This is a genomic window from Polynucleobacter sp. Latsch14-2 (assembly GCF_018881925.1).
Lineage (GTDB): Bacteria > Pseudomonadota > Gammaproteobacteria > Burkholderiales > Burkholderiaceae > Polynucleobacter.
This window is the reverse complement of record NZ_JACVPL010000018.1, coordinates 1-21,020: the sequence shown is the minus strand read 5'-3', so window position 1 is coordinate 21,020 and position 21,020 is coordinate 1. Positions and strand designations below refer to the sequence as shown.

Here is a 21,020-nt window from a genome sequence, read left to right as displayed (position 1 = left end):
GATGCAGAGCTTAGAATGATCCAAGACCGATTAAACAACCGACCTAGAAAACGATTAGGATTTAAAACCCCCAATGAAGTCTTTAATCAATCTTTAAACCGTGTTGCACTTCGTGTTTGAATCTACGCTATTTAAATAGGGTTTTTTCCTAAAGCAATAAATCTTCAAGGACTTCGCTTGGAGAGCAAACAAGTTTGGCCCCCTCCTGAATAAGGTGATTGCAGCCTCGATAGAGGGGGTTATCGATGGGTCCTGGAAGGGCAAAAACCTCCCTCCCAAGCTCTGCAGCAATCCGGGCCGTAATTAATGAGCCCGATTTATCTGCCGCCTCAATAACCACTACGCCCAATGCAAGGGCTGCAATGATGCGGTTGCGCCTAGGAAAATGAAAGGGCTTTGGTCCTATGCCGGGCGAGAATTCAGAGACGAGCAGCCCCCTTTGTCTAATAACGCTGGCAAGCTGGGTGTGCTCCCTCGGGTAGGTAATATCAAGCCCGGTTCCACAAACAGCCAAAGTGGTCCCTCCCCGCGTCGCAATGGCGGCACGATGTGAGGCGCCGTCAATGCCTCGTGCCAAGCCAGATACCACCACAAGCCCAGCTTTAGATAGGGCTTTTGCAAATTCTGCAGCAATCTCCATCCCCCTTATGCTGGCATTACGCGCACCCACAATCGCAATCATTGGCTGCTGGAGCAGCTCAACATTCCCATATATATAGAGCGTTTGTGGCGGGTCGTACAAATCATTTAACCTAAATGGATAGTTTTTATCCTGCCGTTTTACGGTTTTGATGTTGTATGCGACTTGGGGTGTGTTCATTAAATGATTTTGAGCTTGGTAATTTTTTTAACAATCGGCACAGTCTGATTACTCTGTTGGATAATTCCGATATGGCTTTATTACCCGTTCTTTGCTATCCAGACCCTCGGCTTCATAAGGTTGCCAAACCCGTGGCTGCTGTAGATGCTCGCATTAAAAAAATCGTAGCCGATATGGCCGACACTATGTATGAGGCCCCGGGAGTTGGTTTGGCTGCAACCCAAGTGGACATTCATGAGCGCATCGTTGTCATAGATGTTTCGGATAACCAAGATGAGTTGATGGTATTTATCAATCCTGAATTGGTGTGGGCTAGCCCTGAAAAAAAATCCTGGCGCGAAGGCTGTCTCTCTGTTCCTGAGTATTACGATGAAGTTGAAAGACCAGACACGATCAGAGTGAGGGCGCTTGATATTAACGGCAAAGAATTCGAGTTAGAGGCGGATGGTTTGTTGTCGGTATGTTTGCAGCATGAGATGGACCACTTACAGGGTAAAGTGTTTGTAGAGTATTTATCTTTGCTCAAGCGCAATCGGATTTCATTGAAAATGAAAAAGCGCCATAAAGATTTAGTGGGGCAGCGCTAAGCGCCTTCAATGAAAATTGTTTTTGCTGGTACACCTGAGTTTGCTGCACAGGCAATGCGCGCGATTGATGCCGCTGGGCATCAAATTGTTTTAGCCCTCACTCAACCAGATCGCCGTGCGGGCAGGGGGATGCATTTTCAGGCCAGCCCCGTGAAAGAGTTTGCACTAGAAAAAAATATTCCTGTATTACAGCCGAGCTCTCTGAGACGGAATAGCGCTGACCTTGAAAAACAAACCGAGGCAGAGGGCGCCTACCAGCAGTTGTTTCAAACTGACTTTGATGCGATGGTTGTGGTTGCTTATGGACTCATTCTTCCTCAGGATATTTTGGATATTGCCGAGCTTAATCAGCGTCATGGTTGTTTTAATATCCATGCCTCAATCTTGCCGCGTTGGCGTGGCGCCGCCCCAATTCAGCGGGCTATCGAACATGGCGACTGCAAAACGGGCGTCAGCATTATGAAAATGGATGCAGGACTAGATACTGGGGATACAGTATTGGTTCGCGAAATTGATATCACTGGTGAAGAGACTAGCGCTTCGCTGCACGATCGTTTGATGAAACTTGGCGCCGAATTAATTGTAGAGACCTTAAGTGCAATAGCAGATGCAAAACCGTTAGCAAGGACGCCCCAAGCCATTGAGGGTATAACGTATGCAGAGAAGATCTTAAAGGGCGAAGCAGATATTGATTGGCAGCGGAGTGCGATAGAAATTGATCGTAGTATCCGTGCTTTCAATCCATTTCCAGGCGCAACGAGCCAGTGCGATAGCATGCAATTTAAGTTTTGGAATTCGCGAGTGCGGGATTCGGCGGGCTCGAGTCAGTCTGGGCAAGCTGGCGAGGTCTTGGGGTTTAGCAAAGATGGCGTGTTCATTCAGTGTGGGCAGGGCGTGATAGAAGTTCTGGAGATGCAAAAGCCAGGAGGCAAAAGAATGAGTGCGCTCGCATGTTTGCGGGCGCAGGGCGCATCATCGAAAGCATTACGCTTTCATAAGGAATAATTTGTCGGATCAAAAAACACCACACAGCCTTCCTCTTTCCGAGGCGATTACCATCTCGGCACAAGCTATTGGCGAAGTGATGGATGGGCGCTCTTTGACTGAGGTTTTAGATCAACTAGATGCTCATGAAAGACCTATTGTGCAAAGTCTTACATTTGATGCTTTGCGCAAATGGGTTCGTTCGCAAGAGTTGATTGTTCAATTTATTCCCAAGACTCCGCCGGCACCAGTTGAGCATGTATTAAGTGTGGCGATTGCTCTTTTTTTGCAAGGCAACAACGATGGCAAGGGTTACGCCGCACATACTATTGTTGATCAGGCTGTAAAAGCTTGTAGTGAGTACGAGCCGACCATGTATGCCAAGGGTCTAGTGAACGCTGTTTTGCGCAAGGTTAGCTTGATTGTGCAACCCCCAGAGGGTGAGAAGCGCTACCCGCCCGACCCTATTCCAATGTTTGTGCCGCCATGGTGGCGTGCAAGTCTTAAGAAAAATTATTCCAAGATTTGGCAGGCGTTACTTATTCAGCAGGCTCAACGAGCCCCCTTGATTCTGCGCGTCAACGTAAGGCAACACAATCGCGCTCATTACCAAGAGCTATTAGCGCAAGCCGGCATTTCTTCGGCGCCAATTTTAGAGGTCGGCGGAGTTGAGCTGGATTCAGCGCTTTTATTAAAAGAGCCGGTCCCGGTATCTGACTTACCCGGTTTTTACAGTGGTGCGGTATCGGTGCAGGATGCGGGCGCACAGTTGGCCGCCATATTGCTTGATCCAAAACCGGGCGAGCTAATTTTGGATGCCTGTGCCGCCCCGGGAGGAAAGACGGCGCATTTACTGGAGATTACTGATTGCAACTTAGTTGCCTTAGAGTTGGATGGTGAGCGCTTAAGAAAAATTGAGGGCAATCTAGATCGGCTACGTTTGCACTCTGATGGTGTCAGAATTACTCGGGGTGATGCATCTAAAGCAGCATGGTGGGATGGGCGCCCCTTTGATAAAATTTTGCTTGATGCCCCTTGCTCCGCCTCTGGGATCGTATCCCGCCACCCAGATATACCATTTCTAAGGCGCGAAGCGGATGTGCAGTCTTTGCAGCGCAGACAGCGCGATATTTTGACCCAAGCCTGGAAGATGCTTAAGCCCGGCGGATTGCTTTTGTATGTTACCTGCTCGCTGTTCCCTGAGGAGGGGGAAATTCAGGCTGTTTGGTTTGCAGCCGAGCACGGCAATGCGGTACGATTAAGCGCTCCCGGGCAGATTTTGCCCTCTGAAATAAACGATGGTTTTTTCTATGCCTTGTTTAAGAAAAATGGACAATGAGCCAAAGAATTAAACAATTCATCTTTTGCTGCTTTCTTGCGCTGAGTTTTTTTTCGGTTGCGGCTGGTGCGGAAGGGATCAAAATCACTTCCGTAGAGCTGGAGCGGGCGGATAACGATTGGCTTCTGAATGCTACTTTTAAGATTGAGCTTTCTCCAGGCCTAGAAGATGCAGTTCAAAAGGGCGTGGTTCTTTATTTTCAGACGGAGTTTGATGTGACGCGTTCGCGCTGGTATTGGTTTGATGAAAAACCTGCGCTCGCACAAAGACAAACACGGCTTTCTTATCAGCCCTTAACTCAGCAGTATCGGATTGCTTCAGAGGGCTTTACTTTTTCTGCAAGAACAATTTCAGAAGCTTTGCAAGCGGTCGGTACGATCGGCGGGTGGCGGGTTATTGACAACAATCAAATCGACCCCAGCAAACCCTACATCGCTGGGCTGCGTATGACCTTGGACCTCAGCAAGCTGCCAAAACCATTCCAAATAAATGCACTGAATAATCGAGACTGGAATGTTTCAAGCGATTGGTTGCATTTTCCATTTTTACCGAATGGGCCAAACCTCATTAAGCGATGATGAATCCTAAGGCGTTGATCCAATCTCGTTTTTTTAATATTTCTTTTTGGAAAAAACGAGCGTTGCCTTTGGCCGCCATAGGTATTGGTACGTTCGCACTATTCCTACTCATGATGCTTTCTATTGCATCCTCCAATACAAAGTTTTTTGACAGCTACTTCATTTGGCTTTACGCGGCAAATGTGGTGATTGGTATCTGTTTGGCGCTGGTTATCTTGACTTTGGTGGTTGTGATTGCAGTTCGCTGGTATCAGGGGCGCTTTGGTACGCGCTTGATTGCTAAATTAGCCATGATTTTTGCTTTGGTAGGTGTCGTTCCTGGACTAATTTTATATGGCGTTTCTTTGCAGTTTGTCTCTAGAAGTATTGAGACATGGTTTGATGTTCAGGTCGAATCAGCCTTGGAGGCCGGCTTAGAGCTTGGGCGCGCTACCCTGGGGGCTTCGTTACAAGAATTGCAGGATGAGGGCCGCATCGTTGCAAACCAGATTCAATCAATGCCAAATCATGCCAGTCCTGCTGAGCTGACACTTTTATTGTCGCGCCTGCGAGACCAGTTCGGCATCCAAGAGATCACCATTTTTGATGGCCGGCAAATGGTTGTGGCTACGGCTGCATCCGGTGCTTTGCTTGCCCCTTCGTCCCCCCCAAACTCAGAGGTGATGGTCCAGGCTGCAAAAGTAAATGGCGCTGGGTTTATTGATGAGCCGCTAAATGCAACTGGACCACAGCAATATCGTTTACGTGCTGTTATCCCATTGGCGAAAGAGCGCTCACTAGCAAGCCGTGGCTTTGGCCTGAACATTCAATATCAAAAAGAGCTTTGGTATTTGCAGCTCATTAAATCCGTGCCCGAGGGAATTACAAAAAATACCTTGGCAGTTCAAGCCGCTTATAGCGATTACCAAGAAAAATCATTGGGTCGTTCGGGTTTGCGCAAAATGTTTGTGGGAACTTTAACCCTAACGCTCTTTTTTGCATTATTTGTTGCGGTTACCTTGGCCTTAATGTTGGGACGTCAATTAGCCCGCCCTTTGCTGATGCTGTTAAAGGGAACTCAGGCCGTGGCGCAAGGGGATCTATCACCCAAGCCAGAATTAGATACCGGTGACGAGTTGGGCATGCTGACACGCCAATTTAATGTCATGACGCGGCAATTGGCCGACACCCGTACTTCGTTACAGGAATCGAAAACCTTTTTAGAAACTGTGCTCGGCAACCTCACGGCCGGTGTCTGTATTTTTGATAAAGCCTTTAATGTGGTTTCTAGCAATGCTGGTGCAGACCGTATTTTTGCCCAAGACCTTACTAAGCTGGATGGTCAACCTCTCGGACAGATTCCTGCATTAATTGAATTTGAGCAGGCACTAAAGGAAGGCTTCGCCACTATGAAGCTTGCGGTTGCAGAAGGCGGGAAGCAGGATCAACTCAAGGGGTCCCCGGTTTGGCAAAAACAAATTCAGCTCCACACCACCAATGAGTTTGAGAATGAATTGGGTGTGACTTTGTTTGTGCGTGGCACGGAGCTAACCCCAGAGCTGCAGATGGTTGTGTTTGATGATATTACCGATGTGGTGAGCGCTCAGCGCTCTATTGCGTGGAGCGAGGTCGCACGGCGCCTAGCGCATGAGATCAAGAACCCCTTGACCCCCATTCAGTTATCCGCCGAAAGATTGCAACACAAGCTTGCTGGTAAATTGAGCCCAGAACAAGAAGAGATGATCAATCGCAGCACCGAAACCATTATTGGCCAAGTTCAAGCCATGAAAGAGATGGTGAATGACTTTAGAGACTTTGCAAAAACGCCGAGCCCTCAATTAAAGCCAGTCTCCATCAATATTTTGACCAAAGAAATATTAGGCTTATACGAGGGCAGCCCTTTGCACACCCAATTAGATCCACGTTGCCCCAACATCATGGGTGACCCAACACAATTGCGGCAAGTAATACATAACCTACTCCAGAATGCTCAAGATGCCACCTTAGAGGGCAAACACCAAAGCGAGTCTGTTGAGGTTAAAACGGAGTTGGTGCCTTATGGTGAGCTTAATGGCATCCAACAAAATGCCGTGCGATTAACAATAAGTGACTCGGGGTCTGGATTTCCAGCTAAGATATTGGCAAGAGCTTTTGAGCCTTATGTAACAACTAAAAGTAAAGGTACTGGCTTGGGTTTAGCAGTAGTGAAAAAAATTATTGATGATCACTCTGCCAAAATAGAGATTCGGAATCGTATGCGGGGAGAAGAAGTGATCGGTGCACAAGTATCAATTTTGTTTATGAACCTAGCAAAAGAGGCGGCGTAGACATGGCTAGTATTTTGGTGGTTGATGACGAGATGGGCATTCGCGAGCTGCTTCATGAGATCCTCACCGATGAGGGTCACACGGTTTATGCTGCGGAAAGCGCAGCCCAGGCCAGAACTATTCGTGAGCAAATGCGCCCCGACTTGGTCCTCTTAGACATTTGGATGCCCGAAACCGACGGGATTACTTTATTAAAGGAATGGTCCAAAACTGGACAGCTCACCATGCCTGTGGTCATGATGTCTGGGCATGCGACGATTGATACGGCTGTTGAGGCAACCCGCATTGGAGCATTGAATTTTTTAGAAAAACCGATTGCTCTACAAAAATTACTCAAAACGGTTGGCAAGGCACTTGAAAGCTCTCCAAAGTATTTTGATCCTGAAGAGGGTGCGGTCCCGCAAGCCACTGCAGCTAATGGTGCTGCCTCAAAGCCGGTGGTTACAGAGCAGGCCCCAGCTACTCAGGAAGGCGAATACATTAGCGGGATAGCCAAGACCTACTATGACCTTCCCCTAAGAGAGGCTAGGGACCTTTTCGAGAAGGCCTATTTTGAGCATCAGATGCAAATCATGGGCGGTAGCATGACCAAGATTTCTGAATACACCGGCCTTGAAAGAACCCATCTTTATCGCAAGCTGAAGGCTTTGGGTATTGATACCTCTCGCAATAAAGGTGAAAGCTAATACTTCAGCGTATTTCGCTAACCATCATTACTTATGGGGAGTTTTTGATAGCTCATCCCGTTTGAAATAAAAGCTATAGGTATATCTTTCCGCCGGGTGAACAGAATTTCCCACCCCAAACACTTTGCCACTTTTGTTTGTGTAGCGCCTAGTTACTGTTAAGGCAGGACTCCCCTTTTTAACCTTAAGTTGGCTCGCCTCAGCAGACGAGAGAATGGTTGCAACAATATCAATTTGAGTGGTGTCTGAACTTTCGCCATACATTTCAAAAATTTGATCCGCTACTGGAATGAGGTCATGTTTTTTATGTTTTATTACGCCAGCATAGATCGGCAGGATATAGATATCAGTCAAGCAAATGGGCATACTCGATCCCTTGGGATAGCGTAGCGATTGAATGTGAAACCAAGATTCTCCTGGCGCACATTTCAATAAATTAGCCAATTGGTGGTCGGCCGTGACATATTTAGTGGAAATAATGACCCTACTAGTCTCGCCGGGATAATTTAAGAGTTGCTGAATAGATCCCACAGACTGAACAAGTTGGGGGGTTGCACTGGCGGCTATGACTTGCGAACCCGCCCGAGGCTTTCTAGTGATCAGGCCAATATTTGAAAGATATCCCAAGGCCTCCCTTACGCTGTGGCGACTTGCTTCAAATAGTTCGCATAGCCTCTCTTCTGTGGGTAGTTGACCTCCCACCGGATAAAGACCATTTTTAATGTCCTTCTCTAGGATTGCTGCTATCTCCCAGTGGCGCAGTGAGGATGCTCTTTTTTCGCGCATAGTGTTAAATACTTTACAAAGTTGTTGACATTAATTATCCGAACAATTAAATTAAATCTCTGATAAATTTAATTTAAGCGAATAAATATATAGGAAGTATCAGTTTTATTTATTCTATTTGTTCGAAACAATTAAATCAACCACCAATCTCGCACCTGATTTTAGATTTGAGTTGGCTTGGTACATCAGACCTATAAATACATTTTTCGGGATAAAAATTGAAAAATAATCAGGATTTAAAAGGCATGGAAGCCCCAAAGGGCAAGGTAATTATTACTTGCGCCGTCACAGGCGCAATTCATACCCCCTCGATGTCCCCCTATTTACCAATAACGCCCGAAGAAATAGTTGAGGCCGCGGTCGGGGCGGCAGAGGCGGGAGCGGCAATTATTCACTTGCATGCCCGAGATCCTCAGACAGGAAAACCAGATCAGTCTCCAGAGGCGTTTCAGAAATTCTTACCGCAAATTAAGGCCAGAACAAATGCAGTGCTGAATTTGACTAGTGGCGGGTCTCCCACCATGACTATCGAGGAAAGAATTCAGCCCTCGCTAAAATTTTCGCCAGAGGTTGCTTCACTAAATATGGGCTCCATGAATTTCGGGCTCTACCCCATGCTGTCTCGGTTTCAAGATTTCAAGTTTGAATGGGAGCGCCAGTATTTAGAGGGCAGTAGAGATCTTATTTTTCGCAACACCTTCAAGGACATCGAGTATGTATTAAATGCCCTTGGGGAAAATAATATCCGTTTTGAGTTTGAATGCTATGACATTAGCCATCTATACAACTTGGCTCATTTCATTGAGCGTGGACTTGTAAAGCCCCCATTTTTTGTTCAATCAGTATTTGGAATATTGGGCGGAATTGGAACGCATTATGAAGATGTCGTTCATATGAAGCGTACAGCCGATCGATTATTTGGAGACGATTATCGCTGGTCCGTTTTAGGTGCCGGTCGGAATCAACTTCCCATCGCAGCAATGAGTGTGGGTATGGGTGGAAATATAAGAGTTGGCCTGGAGGATAGTCTTTGGATTCGCAAAGGCACTCTTGCGCAATCGAATGCCGAGCAGGTTTTAAAAGCGAGGGCGATTGTTGAAAGCGTTGGATTGGAAGTGGCTACGCCTGATGAGGCGCGACAAATTTTGCAGTTAAAAGGTTCCGCAGCAGTAAGAATATAAATTGAATAAAAAATAGATTAAGGAGATTAAAGATGGCGCGTATTCCACTGGTTCCGTTAGACCTAAAAGAACCTAAAGAAATTGTTGATGCGGTTCGTAAAAGACGTGGCGGCGAATTATCTGAGTTAGACCGTTTGATGTTGTATAGCCCAGCGTTTACTGAGGGCTATAACTTTTTCTTGGGCAAGGTTCGCAACAATCTCACAACCATTCCAAAACTAAGAGAATTAGCCATGTGTACCGTAGCAGTGGTTAACAAGGCGGACTATGAATACAACGCACATCTTCCTTTATTTGTTGCGGCTGGCGGAAGTCCCGAGCAGGGTAAAGCTATGCTGGATCTAGAAGGGGCAATTAAAAATACAGCGCTATTTGACGCAACTGAAATTGCTGTTTTGCGTTTAACGATTGAGATGACAAGAGACGTCAAAGTGTCTCAAGAGACTTTTGAATTAGCACAAAAAGCTATGGGCGGCTATCAGGAGTTAGTCGATTTAATCGGCACGATTGCCACTTACAACTTAGTCTCGAGATTTTTGGTTGCCTTTGAATTGCACTAATTAACAATTAAACGAACATTACATTTTGGAGGTTTGATGGAAGTCGATATGGTATCTCCGGGCTTTGACAAGATTGTCCCGCCCGATTCCAAATTAGAAGTCATTGCGAATGATTTGATGTTTGGTGAAGGTCCTGTTTGGAACAGCAAGACTGGCGAATTTTTTTGGGTGGACATTATTGGTGACACCATCTGGAAATATAAAAAAGGGGTTGGTCGTCAAGTGGTTGTGCGACCTAGCTATAGGGCCGATGGACTCACTTTTGATTTGGAGGGGCGCCTAGTGGTTGCGGGCTGGGCATGGCGTCGTGTCTGGCGACTTGAGCACGATGGCAGTATTACCACTCTTTGTACTGAGTACGATGGCCAAAAACTAAACACGCCAAACGATATTGTTGTGAAGTCCGATGGCTCAATTTATTTTACAGATCCCTCCGGTGCACTGAATAATGTAGAGATGCAGGGCGAAGATCTTCAGCGCTATATGGATTACCACGGGGTGTTTCGTATTGCGCCCGACGGCAAAACCACTTTAGTTGTTAAAGATTTTGTTTATCCCAATGGACTTGCATTTTCAGCAGATGAGTCATTGTTGTATATCAACGATACGCGTGAAAATTTAATTAAGGTCTATGAAGTAAATCCAGACGGAAGCGTTAAAAACGGAAAATTATTTTGCAAGCTTGCAGGCCCCGAGGCCGGTGTTGCTGATGGCATGAAGATTGATGTTTTGGGAAATGTATATTGCACTGGCCCTGCTGGAATTCAGGTGTTTTCTCCCAAAGGTGACCTTTTAGGCCGCATCAAAATACCAGGACATGCGACTAATTTAGGCTTTGGAGATGAGGATTGGAAGGGTTTATATATTACAACCTATACCTCAGTGTTCAAGGTCAGGCTTGGTGTTGCAGGTCTTCCTGTCCAAATTAATTAAGGGAACATTATGAGCTGGAGCTTTGAAAAATTATTTGAAACCGGTGGTCGACCTCTTGGTGGGTTGGCTTGGGATGGTGAAAAAATGTTGTTTGCAGATGTCAATGACAACGCGATTCGTTCATTCAACCCTCAGTCGCGCGCAATCAATATTGAGCGAAAGTTTACAAATCGCGTCAATGGCATTGCCTTTGGTAATGACGGTGCTTTATATGGTTGTCAGGAGGGTTCGAGAAGAGTGATTCGCATGCTCAATGATGGATCGTCTACATCCACCGCAACTCAATTGCATGGCGTGTCTCATAACCATCCTCATCTAGTGGTGGCCGATAGCAAAGGTAGATTTTTGTTTACGGATTGCTACCATCCGCTATTAGCATCGGGACCACAAGTGTTTCCTATGTTAGATCATCAATCTGTATTAAGACTGCATTTGGGCCCTCGACCACAAAGTCATTGGGAGGTTGAGCGAATCACTTTTGATACTAATCGCCCACGCGGCGTTGCACTCTCTCCAGATGAAAAAACGCTTTATGTATCCGACACAAGCAATGAGCGTGGCGGCGTGCGAGAAATTAGGGCTTATCCAATACAAGAAGATGGCAGTGTTGGCCCATTTATCGTGATCCACACCTTCGGGCAGGATTACAGGGGCGTTCACCGCGGAGCGGAGGGCTTGAGCGTAGATCAAGACGGCAATATTTTTGCGGTGGCTGGTAGCAAAAAAAGCGGTCCAGGGCCAATGGTTTATGTGTTTTCGCCTGATGGTTCCATTAAGGGATCGCATCCATTGCCAGAGAGCTTGCCTACCAATTGCGCCTTTGGTGATAAAGAAGGGGATTCCCTGTATGTCACGACCGAAGATGGTTTGTTATTGCGAGCAACACATGTTGGTAGCAAAGGCCTTACTCGGTTTTAAATTTAAAAAGATAGGGGGCAAAATGAATAAATATTTTTATCATTTAAAGGCACTGACAATATTTTTAGTATTGACTTGTACTTTCTTTATGAGTTCTTCAGCTACTGCTCAAAAGTATCCGGATCGACCGATTAAGATTATTGTCCCTTATCCTGCTGGAGCTGTTGGCGATATCATGATGCGCCTGATTGGTCAAAGATTAACCGATAGATTGGGCCAGCCTGTCATTATTGATAATCGTAGCGGCGGCGGCGGCCTAGCAGCAACAGAGGCAGTTGCAAAAGCCGCGCCTGATGGATATACCTTGCTATTTAATGGCCCAAATCATGTGACTAATTTGGCGCTATATACCAAAGTGCCTTACGACCCGATTTTGGATTTTGACCCGGTGATAGGTATTGCAAGTTCGCAAATTGTTTTGGTTGCACATAAATCAACGGGCATTAAATCAGTCCAGCAATTGATTGAGCTGGCGAAAGCAAAGCCTGGCGAATTAAATTATGCATCCTCTGGCGCGGGGACTGGCACCCACTTAGCAATGGAGATGTTCATGAGGGGTACTAACACCAAGTTGACGCATATTCCTTACAAGGGCGGTTCGGCTGCTGTTGTGGGGCAGGCGAGCGGTCAGGTGCAGGTATCTTTTTCCTCAATTCCCGTTGTTATCAATTTTATAAAAGACGGAACCTTGATTCCGCTTGTTGTTGGTGGCGATCAAAAAATTCCAAGCTTACCCGGTGTGCCAACATACAAGGATTTGAATTTAATGAATTTTGATGTAGAAGTGTGGTTTGGATTGTTTGCCCCTAAAAATACACCCATGGCCATACGCAACCTTTTGTATGAAGAGATTAAAAAGTATTTGGCTGAGCCAGCAGTTGTTGATAAGTTTTCTGATGTTGGTATGACTATTATTGGATCAAGCCCCGTGCAATTTTCTGACTTTGTCAAAGCTGAAACGAAAAGATGGCCACAAGCCATTCGAGAAATGGGCATTAAACCAGAGTAGTGCACGCATTATTAAATCATTTTAGGTTTATTCAATATCAGACACTCAACGCTTATAGGTTGAGGGTCTGATTGGGCGGCACAACCTATGTCAAATAGTGGGTATTTAGTGGAGTAAGGAATTCAAATGAAAAAACTGTTCATTTTGATTTTGTTGTTAGGACACTGTTATCTGGGCCTTGCTGCAGATTTTCCCAATAAGCCCATTCATATTATTGTTGGTTCAGGAGCAGATCAAATTGCGAGGCTCTTGGGCGAGCGGCTGAGCGCTGCTTGGGGCCAGCCCGTGATAGTAGAAAATCGTTTGGCTTCAGGCGGCATGGTGGCAGCTGATAGCGTCGCTAAATCTGCTCCCGATGGAAGCTACATTCTTTTATCTTCAAGTGCCTACCCAATTCTTCAGGCAACGCGAACCAAAATGCCAGTGAATTTCTTGGAGGACCTTACTCCTGTGGTGATGTTCTCGAGATCAAGCTTTATTCTGGTCACGAATAAAGATCTCCCCGTTTCTAATCTCAACGATATTATTGAGCTAGCAAAAAAAACCAAGGAAAATGGTGGGCGTGGTCTTAACTATGCCTCAGTTGGGCCGGGCACCCCGTCTCATATCGCCGGAGAAATGCTAAACCAAGAGGCAAATATTCAGTTAACCCATGTCCCCTATAAAAACTTTCCAACTGCTGTTACTGACTTAATTTCGGGTGAGGTGCAAATGATTTTTGCACCGTTGTCAGCGGTACTTCCATTAATTAAAGATGGAAAAATAAAAGCCATTGCAGTCAGTACGGATAAACACGACCCTTATTTGCCTGATTTGCAAACCTTTGCAGAACAGGGACATCCAAATATGACTTTTATTGGTTGGAATGGTTTTCATGTAACAGCCAAAACGCCGCCTGTAATTATTCAAAAAATATATCTTGATACAAACAAAATTGTTAGTGATCCTGAGTTCATTGCTAAAGCAAAGCTTATGGGCTATCAATTAATAAGCCTCAATCCAAAAGAATTTTCTGAACAGCAAGAAAAAGATTTTAAAAAGTTTAGTGAAATTACTAAAAAGGCAAACATTAAAGTAGAGTAATGGGGCTAATCAAACAAAAGACGAGAGTACTATGCCCGCATTAACCGATTACGTCGCTAATTTTGCGTCTCATTTAGATGAGACTTTGATACCACTAGATGTAGAGGCTTTAGGAAAAAAAGCAATACTGGACGCGCTTGGAGTTTCTCTGTCGGGGTCTGTATCGGAGCCCACTCGAGTAGTGGTGAGTTATCTTCAGGATCTCAATTGTCAGGGTTCGTCATCGGTACTAGGCACGACCCTAAAGCTTCCCCCACGCTTTGCCGCTCTTGCGAATGGTACCTCGATACATGCTGACGATTATGACGACACTTTGCAGGCTGAAACCGGTCGCTTTCAGGGGATTCACCCAACTGCGCCTGTATTGGCCGCGCTGCTTGCGGCTGGTGAACCAAGGGGTATTTCTGGCCGGCAGCTGCTAACGGCCTATCAGGTTGGAGTAGAGGTAGCTTGCCGCTTATTTGATGCAACACATGTCAACCATATCTTGCATGGATTTCATGCCACAGGAACTTGTGGCATGCTTGGGGCCAGTGCTGCAGTTTCTAGGTTGTATGGCCTGAGCACACAAGAAACTTCAGTTGCACTTGGAATAGCAGCCAGCCAGGCTGGAGGCCTCCAGGAAAATTTTGGAACCATGGTCAAACCCTTTCATGCTGGTAGGTCTGCTGAATGTGGCATTGTTTCGAATGACCTACAGCGCAAGGGTTTTACTGCCTCTGCCATCATATTGGAGGCTAAAAGAGGATTTTTTCAGGCGCTGGGCGGCGGCTTTGAGGAGCAGCGCTTGCTCAATAAGTTGGGAAACCCATGGTCCTTTGTTGATCGCGGCATTTGGTTAAAACCTTACCCAACTGGAAGTCTTGGCCACCCAGCAATGACCGCAATGGAAAAGTTGGTGCGCACACATGATATTCAGCACAAGGATGTCAAAAAAATAAATCTGAAGACTAGCAAAAATATTCACCACACTCTCTTACATCATCGCCCTCAAACAGAGCTAGAGGCCAAATTCAGCTTAGAGTTTTGCCTAGCAGCCTTATTGCTTGATCGTCAGTGTGGGTTGAATCAATTTACTGATGAATATGTTCAAAAAGAGGACATACAGAATATTATTTCTCTCATCAACTACACAGGATTCACAGCAGAAGAAGAGTTACAAAATCACCATACTATTGTGACCAGTTATGTTGAGATTGTTCTGCACAACAATCAATCATTTTCTTTGCGGGCTGATTTTGGCAAGGGCAATAAGGCTGACCCAATGACTGAAAATGAAATTGCAGACAAGTTTAGAGAGTGCGCTGACTTTGCGAAATGGAATAAAGTAAAAACCGAAAAAGCAATTTCTTTAATACAAAACCTTGAGAAGTTAGCAGACATCCGAGAGTTAACGGCATGTTTAACTTTTTAATTTATTTCTGATCACAATGAATTTAACCTCCACCCTTTATAGATTTTTCTTTTTATCGACTTTATTGGCATTAACTTGTCAGAGCACGCAAGCGCAGACTGCCTCTGATTACCCAATTAAACCCATACGATTTATTCTTCCCTTCCCCGCTGGAGGGGGGACCGATAGTCTATCCAGAATTATGGCTCCCAAGTTAGCCCAAATACTGGGTCAGCCCATTGTGATTGACAATCGTCCGGGTGCGGCTGGAAATATTGCAACTGAAGCCGTTACTAGATCCGAGCCGGATGGCTACACGGTATTAATGGGTTACAACACAGCCTTAACAATGAACCCCTATTTGTACAAAAATTTACCATTTGATATACAGCGTGATTTACAACCTATCACTCTGCTGGCAACGGCGCAGTATTTTTTGGTTGTCAATCAATCGGTGCCAGTTCAGTCAATTAGTCAATTGGTCGCGCTTGCAAAGGCGCAACCTGGAAAGCTCAATTACTCTTCCGGTGGACCCGGTAGCTCACTTCACCTTGCTGCAGAATTATTTAAGAATAAAGCCAATATTAATATTGTTCATATCCCATACAAGGGCGGCGGCCCTGCTGTCATGGCGGTGCTCGGCGATGAGGTCCAGTTGACTTTTGGCAGTGCCTCAGCTGTGATGCCGCATATTAAGTCTGGCAGTTTAAGAGCGCTAGCGGTCACTGGCTTAAAGCGATCGCCCTTAACCCCCAATGTGCCAACCCTTGATGAGTTGGGCTACACCGGATTTAATGTTACCTCTTGGTATGGGTTGCTCGTGCCAAAGAAAACCCCAGAGAAGGCTGTTGCCACACTTCAGTCTGCTGCTCAAAAAGTAATTCAAATGCCCGAAGTGAGGGAGGCCATGGCCAAGCAGGGCCTAGAGGTAGCAACTGATTCGCAAGCAGAATTTATAGACTTAATAAAAACAGAAAGTCAGACCTGGTCTGATTTGGTTAAAAAAATCCAAATTTCTGTTAATTAATTTATCAAACACTAATATTTTTAATCGTAGCAGGCAAAGGACATATGAAAAGCCAAGTTTCTAGCACCATGCTCACTTTGAGTAATTACATCTCTAAGGCGGTAGAGCGAGATATTCCAAAAAAAGTTACTGAACGAGCTAAATTACATTTGGTTGATACCTTTGCTGCAATGATTTCTGGTTCTAGATTGGAGCCTGGAAAAATGGCGATTGCCTATATTAAAAATATGGGCGGAAAGCCTGAGTCCGGCATTATTGGGACAAAAATCGTTACAACTGCGCAAAATGCGGCACTAGTTAACGGTATGTTTGGGCACGCAGACGAAACCGATGATACCCATCCACCGTCCCTGACTCATCCGGGCACTAGTGTTGTGCCGTCTGCTCTCGCTATTGCTGAGCGAGGCAGATTATCGGGGGCTGAGTTACTCCGATCGGTAACATTGGGCTACGATGTTTGCTCTAGGATTTTGCTTTCTCTAAAGCCAATGCCTTATTTGCGCTCAGGTCACCATGCAGGTGCAACAGGGCAAGTCTTTGGCGCTGCCGCTGCCGCTGGATCACTTTTAAGATTAAGTCCTTTGCAAGTGCGCTACATGCTTTCTTATACTGGGCAACAAACTGCCGGTATGTATACGATGTTTAGGGATCCTGAGCATATCGAAAAAGCGTATGCAATGGGTGGCATGCCGGCTCATAATGGGCTGCAGGCTGCCTTAATGGTGAAGTGCGGCTGGACAGGGGTGGAAGATATTTTTTCAGGTGAGCGTGATTTTTTTCACACATTTGCACCTGAAGAATTTGATCGTAATGAGCTATCAAATGGTTTGGGTAAGCGCTATGAAATGCTCAGAGCGTCCATTAAGCGTTGGCCTATTGGCGGCCCTATTCAAGGGCCAATGCATGTCATGAATGACCTAATTAAGCAGTACGAATTTAAAACTGCAGATGTTGCTAAGGTCATTGCAAAGATGCCTGATAAAGAATTAGAAATTGTGAACAATCGGCCCATGCCCGATATTTCAGTGCAACACTTATTAGCAGTCATGATGATTGATCGTAAGTTAACTTTTAAAACGGCGCATGACTTTGCAAGAATGAAGGATAAGCAGGTATTAAAGGTCCGCGAAAAGATTCATGCGGTAGGCGATCCATCACTTACTGATGTTCAAAGACGTTGGCGTTGCGTGATGGAAATTCATTTAAAAAATGGTGAAGTTCTTCGCGGTGAAACTATGGCAGCTAAAGGCAGCTTTGAAAATCCACTGAATGTTATGGAAGAAAATGAAAAGGCTTTGGATTTGATTGCGCCGATATTGGGCAAAAAACGTTCCTTGGAATTATTGGACTCCCTTTGGAATATTGACAGAATTAAGGACCTCAGATCGCTAAGGCCCCTATATTCGAAATAGAACGATGAGAAAATTAGAGGGCGTGGTTCGCAATATCCCCTAAGGCTGGCCGCTACTTGACCTTTGGGGCCTTAAGAATTTCTGGCAAATCAATAGAGTTAGCTACAGTTTGCCTATTTTTGAGGCTGACAGACACTTTCATTTATAATTCCAAGTCTTGGCCTGGTAGCTCAGTCGGTAGAGCAGAGGATTGAAAAGCATCCTGGAAGACGGCAGAGCCATATAGAATTAGGCTTTGCGGGCGATTAGAGTTTGGTAAGTTACAAAGTTTGCTAAACAAAATCACAGAATATTTTTACAGTCGTTAAAAATTTCTTCACATAAAAAGTAGCGTAGCAAAACGTAATTACGTATTTCAAAACGTGTGACGTTGCCAACGCTTAACCATTTTTACTATGCCTGTCGTCAGTGTCACCAATATTTTTTTATACAGCCATATTCACCACTAATACCCCGTCTTTTGGCGCATAAACGCATTTAGATAAAGTGACGCGTTGAAACGACACTTACTTGTTATCAAACTTTTGCTGCGCTACGTTACGCAGCGCCAGCACTTTATCTGTTTCAGTTGGTTGGGCTTGCTGCTTTAAGGCGGACTGGGTATAGCGATTAGCAAGCGCATTCATTTTGCGTTGCTGTACGTTGTGGAGTTTTTGCGGAAGGGTTGGTGGCTTAGCTTGTGGGGGTGGTGCTTTTTGTTGTGGGGGTTGGGCAGAGGCTGGTGAGGGTATGGCTTTATTAGGCGGGGGTGTTGGTTTAGGTTGGGAGGGTTGGTTGGGTTGGACTTGTGGCGCAGCAAACTTACTGGCAAAGAATTGGTTTAGCAGTTGTAGCAATTCATTCTTATCCTCGTCCTTCATAAATTCATTCATACGCATAGCACTTCTCCTTTTATGTATTTATTGGAAATGCTTACTTAGTCGTGTTGAAACGACAGTAAAAGCGCATTAGGGCATAGATTTGACGTTGTTACAATTTGTAGCTACAATAGCGGCATATAAAAAAAGGAGCACAAAATGCTAACTACAGACGTGCGTTGCCGAATTGACGCTAAAGTAAAAGCAGACGCAGCAGAGGTGATTGAAGCAATGGGACTTAATGTCTCCGACGCTATACGCCTATTCTTAAAGCGTGTGGCTACTGACGGCACTATTCCGTTTGACTTGCGTGTGCCTAATACAAAAACTATTGCGGCAATGGAGGAGATTGAAAATCCAAAAACACGTGCTAAATTAAAACGTCATAAGTCCGTAGCAGAAATGAATAAAGCATTGGCTCGTAGCTAATAGACGCCACCTTAATGCTTGTTCCTATTACCAGTACGCAGTACGGCAAAGACTTTAAGCGGATTGTCCAAAGCCCTAAATTTAATCACTCTGAATATTTGGTGGTGTTGAGTTTGCTCATTGCTGGCAAAGCATTACCAGCAAAATATGCCAACCACTCTCTTATCGGTACATACAAAGATTTTTGGGATTGTCACATTACCAATGACTGTGTGCTTATCTACCGCATTATTGAAAAAGAGTTGTACTTAGTGCGCATTGGTACACACTCTGAAGTATTCAAAAAATAACTGAATAAGAGGTGGGTGCTACGCATACGGCAGCACCCTTACCCGCTTAATGCTTAAACGCAGCAGCTACAGCGCCACTAACTTGCTCTAACTGCGTGTCCAATTCACCCGCTTCTACAGCGCCCTTAATAATTTCTAATGTTGGTACAAGCTCTGTTGTTGTGCCAACTTCTACTGTGCTTTTACCTTTTGTAATTTCAATTAGCTTTGCGCCATAACGGACGTTTAAGCACAGCTTGCCGTTATCCGCTACAAACCACCATTGCCGTACACGCTTATGTAATTCAACATTTCTACTTGTGCCGTCTTCATTGCGTAAAGTTTTATGACGTACAACGCTAAACGTAGTGCCGCTTTGTTGTGCTTTAGCTAACTGAATTTGCTCCCATACTTTTTTAGCCAGCTTATTACGGCGTAGTTGTACAGCAGGCATTGCTGTTGGACGTTTAGTGCTGCTAAGTTTTAAGTTACCAATTGCGCTCATATCATTCTCCTTTTGTTAATGAGTGTTTGTAAGTTAATTTCACTCACCACAAATGGACAACCTATTTCACCAAAATACCTAATAACCACATATTTCTAAGCCAGATTTATTACTGTTTTATTTGGTTTAGATAAATAAAAGTGCGAGTTGCTTTGGAGTTGCTATTGGTTGCCAGTTACGTAGTGACACAAAGAAACAAGTTACTTGTTACAAGTAACTGCTGTTACCCGTAATGTGACTTAGTGACAGCAACAGAGACAAGTAACTTCTTCTTTTGGCATCGCCACTTCTGTAACTAAGAAGCAACAGCGCAACAACAGAAAAAGGAAAATGAAATGACAACAACAGAAATAGCAGTACGCCTATACAACAACCCAAAGTTTGGTACGACATATGGCAAAGGGCAATATCACAACGCAATAATGAATGGCACAGTGGACTTACATAAGCAAAGTATTAAGTACCTAATTGACTTAGTGCCACACGCCAATTGGGAAGCAAGCATTAAGACAGATAACGATATGGAGTTATTGGCTTACGCAGAAGAGTGCTATGAGCAAGTGGGCATTAAGACAGAGGCACAGCGCAAAGACTTAGCGTGTAGTTGGATTAAACGATTTGACAATAATTTATTGAAGCCTCGTGTTATTGGCTTTGCTTTAATGAATTTGAATACTGGTGACTTTAAGTTATTGGTATTGGACGAGGAGAAAGACGTAAAGCTACAAGAGCGGCTAACGGTGAAAAGTTGTAGGGACGCAAGTAGTGGGCAGCGCAGCCCTAACTTATTTGCCAGTAATTACGACTTAGCTGCTTAGCGTAGTAAGCAATGGGGGGGTGAGTAAAAAAGTGGTGGGGTTGATAAAAAACAGAAGTTAAAAAATCCGCAGCGCAGAAATTTAAGTGCTGCGTACCCATTTCGCAGCTTACTCACCGCATATCCGCCGCTAATCAGCCCTACAAGCTGTCAAATTGGTGGAATACATAGCAGCACAGCAGAGAACCGCTTAAATAGCTTGTAGGGCTTGCTGCGCTGTTAGCAGACAGATAACAGCAAGCCGTAGTCTAAAAGCCACAAAGCAAGTGAAAAGAAGTGAAAAAGAAAACCAAATAGAACAGTGAAGAGATTTGGTTTTTTATGTAAGTCATTGAAAAAGCTGAAAGAGCACCACTTACAACAAGCGGTTGCTCTTTCTAAACAACAGAAATTACGCTTATACACAGTTATTTATTGGTGGATTCAACCACGAAGTGCAACTTTGAACAACTAGGTAAGGAGGCTAAGGATGTTTTAGTATCCAAAGCTTCTAGACCTCCAAGTCAAAGTAGCCATGACCTATCAACACCTTAGCCAAACT

22 protein-coding genes and 1 pseudogene are annotated in these 21,020 nt (G+C 44.9%); 19 read left to right on the top strand and 4 right to left on the bottom strand.

Going from position 1 to position 21,020, the window contains the following annotated elements:
- Window positions 1-120, top strand: a pseudogene (locus tag ICN46_RS11055) (IS30 family transposase); the annotation flags it as partial.
- A gap of 28 nt (window positions 121-148) precedes the next feature.
- Here the strand turns inward: ICN46_RS11055 and dprA are convergent.
- Complete coding sequence (gene dprA, locus ICN46_RS11050) at window positions 149-820, bottom strand: DNA-processing protein DprA (RefSeq protein WP_216208715.1); 672 nt, start codon at window positions 818-820, stop codon at window positions 149-151.
- A 71-nt stretch (window positions 821-891) separates the two neighbouring features.
- On the opposite strand from dprA, the gene def reads away from it, so the two are divergent.
- The 6 genes from def to ICN46_RS11020 are packed head-to-tail and all read left to right on the top strand — an operon-like array spanning window position 892 to window position 7,300.
- Complete coding sequence (gene def, locus ICN46_RS11045) at window positions 892-1,407, top strand: peptide deformylase (RefSeq protein WP_216208712.1); 516 nt, start codon at window positions 892-894, stop codon at window positions 1,405-1,407.
- Window positions 1,408-1,416: 9 nt separating this feature from the next.
- Complete coding sequence (fmt, locus tag ICN46_RS11040) at window positions 1,417-2,412, top strand: methionyl-tRNA formyltransferase (protein ID WP_216208709.1); 996 nt, start codon at window positions 1,417-1,419, stop codon at window positions 2,410-2,412.
- 1 nt (window position 2,413) lies between these two features.
- Entirely contained in the window at window positions 2,414-3,730 is a 1,317-nt protein-coding gene (gene rsmB, locus ICN46_RS11035; RefSeq protein WP_216208707.1) for a 16S rRNA (cytosine(967)-C(5))-methyltransferase RsmB, read from the top strand.
- Window positions 3,727-4,308 (top strand): DUF4390 domain-containing protein, encoded by a 582-nt coding sequence (locus ICN46_RS11030; RefSeq protein WP_216208704.1) that lies wholly within the window; start codon window positions 3,727-3,729, stop codon window positions 4,306-4,308. The genes rsmB and ICN46_RS11030 overlap by 4 nt, the downstream gene beginning before the upstream one ends.
- A complete protein-coding gene (locus tag ICN46_RS11025; protein ID WP_216208700.1) occupies window positions 4,305-6,614 on the top strand; it encodes an ATP-binding protein in 2,310 nt (769 codons plus the stop codon). Before ICN46_RS11030 ends, ICN46_RS11025 begins: the two co-directional genes overlap by 4 nt.
- A gap of 2 nt (window positions 6,615-6,616) precedes the next feature.
- On the top strand, window positions 6,617-7,300 hold the full coding sequence (locus ICN46_RS11020; protein ID WP_216208697.1) for a response regulator: 684 nt from the start codon (window positions 6,617-6,619) through the stop codon (window positions 7,298-7,300).
- 27 nt (window positions 7,301-7,327) lie between these two features.
- On the opposite strand, the gene ICN46_RS11015 is transcribed toward ICN46_RS11020, so the two are convergent.
- Entirely contained in the window at window positions 7,328-8,086 is a 759-nt protein-coding gene (locus ICN46_RS11015) for a GntR family transcriptional regulator (protein WP_216208694.1), read from the bottom strand.
- Window positions 8,087-8,331: 245 nt separating this feature from the next.
- On the opposite strand from ICN46_RS11015, the gene kce reads away from it, so the two are divergent.
- From kce to ICN46_RS10970, 9 genes are all read left to right on the top strand, one after another.
- On the top strand, window positions 8,332-9,267 hold the full coding sequence (kce, locus tag ICN46_RS11010) for a 3,5-dioxohexanoate:acetyl-CoA acetone transferase (protein ID WP_216208718.1): 936 nt from the start codon (window positions 8,332-8,334) through the stop codon (window positions 9,265-9,267).
- A gap of 32 nt (window positions 9,268-9,299) precedes the next feature.
- Window positions 9,300-9,827, top strand: coding sequence for a carboxymuconolactone decarboxylase family protein (locus ICN46_RS11005; RefSeq protein WP_216208691.1), 528 nt, complete (start codon window positions 9,300-9,302; stop codon window positions 9,825-9,827).
- A 36-nt stretch (window positions 9,828-9,863) separates the two neighbouring features.
- Window positions 9,864-10,760 carry an SMP-30/gluconolactonase/LRE family protein gene (locus tag ICN46_RS11000; protein ID WP_216208687.1) on the top strand — a complete coding sequence of 299 codons (897 nt, stop codon included), beginning with the start codon at window positions 9,864-9,866 and terminating at the stop codon, window positions 10,758-10,760.
- Window positions 10,761-10,769: 9 nt separating this feature from the next.
- Window positions 10,770-11,678 (top strand): SMP-30/gluconolactonase/LRE family protein, encoded by a 909-nt coding sequence (locus ICN46_RS10995; RefSeq protein ID WP_216208684.1) that lies wholly within the window; start codon window positions 10,770-10,772, stop codon window positions 11,676-11,678.
- A gap of 22 nt (window positions 11,679-11,700) precedes the next feature.
- The gene (locus ICN46_RS10990; RefSeq protein ID WP_216208681.1) at window positions 11,701-12,687 is read left to right on the top strand and encodes a Bug family tripartite tricarboxylate transporter substrate binding protein; all 987 of its coding nucleotides are present in this window, start codon (window positions 11,701-11,703) and stop codon (window positions 12,685-12,687) included.
- A gap of 126 nt (window positions 12,688-12,813) precedes the next feature.
- A complete protein-coding gene (locus ICN46_RS10985) occupies window positions 12,814-13,770 on the top strand; it encodes a Bug family tripartite tricarboxylate transporter substrate binding protein (RefSeq protein ID WP_216208678.1) in 957 nt (318 codons plus the stop codon).
- Between the two features lie 31 nt (window positions 13,771-13,801).
- Complete coding sequence (locus ICN46_RS10980; protein ID WP_216208677.1) at window positions 13,802-15,184, top strand: MmgE/PrpD family protein; 1,383 nt, start codon at window positions 13,802-13,804, stop codon at window positions 15,182-15,184.
- A 16-nt stretch (window positions 15,185-15,200) separates the two neighbouring features.
- Entirely contained in the window at window positions 15,201-16,190 is a 990-nt protein-coding gene (locus ICN46_RS10975) for a Bug family tripartite tricarboxylate transporter substrate binding protein (protein ID WP_216208674.1), read from the top strand.
- Window positions 16,191-16,234: 44 nt separating this feature from the next.
- A complete protein-coding gene (locus ICN46_RS10970) occupies window positions 16,235-17,602 on the top strand; it encodes an MmgE/PrpD family protein (protein WP_216208671.1) in 1,368 nt (455 codons plus the stop codon).
- 506 nt (window positions 17,603-18,108) lie between these two features.
- On the opposite strand, the gene ICN46_RS10965 is transcribed toward ICN46_RS10970, so the two are convergent.
- A complete protein-coding gene (locus tag ICN46_RS10965) occupies window positions 18,109-18,480 on the bottom strand; it encodes a hypothetical protein (protein ID WP_216208667.1) in 372 nt (123 codons plus the stop codon).
- A 138-nt stretch (window positions 18,481-18,618) separates the two neighbouring features.
- On the opposite strand from ICN46_RS10965, the gene ICN46_RS10960 reads away from it, so the two are divergent.
- Together ICN46_RS10960 and ICN46_RS10955 are read left to right on the top strand one after the other, a co-directional pair.
- Window positions 18,619-18,888 (top strand): type II toxin-antitoxin system RelB/DinJ family antitoxin, encoded by a 270-nt coding sequence (locus ICN46_RS10960; RefSeq protein ID WP_096673161.1) that lies wholly within the window; start codon window positions 18,619-18,621, stop codon window positions 18,886-18,888.
- A gap of 14 nt (window positions 18,889-18,902) precedes the next feature.
- Window positions 18,903-19,178, top strand: coding sequence for a type II toxin-antitoxin system RelE/ParE family toxin (locus ICN46_RS10955; protein WP_215303927.1), 276 nt, complete (start codon window positions 18,903-18,905; stop codon window positions 19,176-19,178).
- 46 nt (window positions 19,179-19,224) lie between these two features.
- Here ICN46_RS10955 and ICN46_RS10950 read toward each other — a convergent pair whose 3' ends face one another.
- Window positions 19,225-19,662, bottom strand: coding sequence for a DUF6641 family protein (locus tag ICN46_RS10950; RefSeq protein WP_096673157.1), 438 nt, complete (start codon window positions 19,660-19,662; stop codon window positions 19,225-19,227).
- Between the two features lie 335 nt (window positions 19,663-19,997).
- Between ICN46_RS10950 and ICN46_RS10945 the strand changes: the two genes are divergently transcribed.
- Entirely contained in the window at window positions 19,998-20,480 is a 483-nt protein-coding gene (locus tag ICN46_RS10945; RefSeq protein WP_215290265.1) for a hypothetical protein, read from the top strand.
- Window positions 20,481-21,020: the final 540 nt, after the last annotated feature.